Source organism: Klebsiella sp. Ech2A, from assembly GCF_030078455.1.
GTDB classification, from domain to species: Bacteria; Pseudomonadota; Gammaproteobacteria; order Enterobacterales; family Enterobacteriaceae; genus Klebsiella; species Klebsiella terrigena.
Map to the genome: position 1 here is coordinate 1 of NZ_JAQGFU010000445.1, position 1,090 is coordinate 1,090.

Annotated in this window: 2 protein-coding genes; one reads left to right on the forward strand and one right to left on the reverse strand. The window is 70.0% G+C overall.

Annotation, left to right across the window (positions count from 1 at the left end; translation table 11 throughout):
- The coding region (locus PFH44_RS27865) for a TOBE domain-containing protein (RefSeq protein ID WP_283826879.1) at window positions 1-444 on the forward strand (444 nt) is incomplete at its 5' end.
- On the opposite strand, the gene PFH44_RS27870 is transcribed toward PFH44_RS27865, so the two are convergent.
- The gene (locus PFH44_RS27870) at window positions 441-1,016 is read right to left on the reverse strand and encodes an MFS transporter (protein WP_283826880.1); all 576 of its coding nucleotides are present in this window, start codon (window positions 1,014-1,016) and stop codon (window positions 441-443) included. The genes PFH44_RS27865 and PFH44_RS27870 overlap by 4 nt on opposite strands.
- Window positions 1,017-1,090: the final 74 nt, after the last annotated feature.

Sequence of the window (1,090 nt, forward strand, 5' to 3'; positions counted from 1 at the left end):
CAGGGGCCGCCGCTGGAAATTTACGATCGCCCCTGCAACACCTTTGTCGCCCGCTTTATCGGCTCGCCGCCGATGAACCTGCTGGCGGGTGAGATAGCCAGCCGCGACGGGGTTCCCGGCGTGCGCTGCGGCGAGCTGTGGCTGGCGCTGCCGGCGCGCTGGCATCGGGCGGCGGCGGCCCAGGGAAGCGCGCCGGTCACCGTCGGCCTGCGCCCGCAGGATATCCAGCCGGCCCCCGACGGCCTGCCCGGCACGGTTAACATCATGGAGGTGACCGGAGAGTCCACCCTGCTGCATCTCGACTGGCAGGGATTCCCGGTTCACGTGCAGGTCGCCGGACGCATCGACGCCCGGCTCCAGCAGCCGCTGAATCTCGCCGCCCGGCGCGAGAAGATCCACCTCTTCGATGCCGCCAGCGGCGAGCGGCTGGTGGAGGAGGACTAGCCGACGCGGGTGCCCCGGACGGCGCCCGCGCTCTTTTCGGCGAAACAGGGTAAGTAGCGGATGCCGGCGATGACACCGAGCGCGGCGCAGACCATCAGCGACGTCCCCAGCGATTGCCCCCAGCCGACCAGCGCTAGCCCAAGGCCAATCAGCAGGTAGTAGGCGAGACCGAAAATGGCCCCGGCGGTGCCGCGACAATCGCCATAGGCGCCGAGCGCAGATCCCAGCACCAGCGGGATCGCCATGGCGAAAGCGAGCGCCACCCCGGCCATCGGCAGCAGGAACCAAAGCGAGTCGCGCCACAGATACACCGCCGCACCGGCGGCCAGATGGAGCCAGCAGGCGAGCAGCAGCATCCGCCCCTGAGTCACGCCCCTGCGCAACAGCCGGCGATTGAGCAGCGCCCCGACCAGGGAGCCGCCGGCCAGCGCTATGCCGCTGTAGCCAAACGCAGCGACCGGCAGGCGCAGCTTGGCGAAGATAAACGGCGCCAGGCTGTAGTAGCTGAACAGGCTGACGTTGAACGCCGCGACCAGGATAACCGCCAGGCCAATCTGCCGGTCCCTCGCCATCCGGCGCAGCACCGGCAGAAACGCCGCGTTCGCCTGCCGCGCCGGCCGCGTCTCCGGCAGCAGCCAGCCGCACA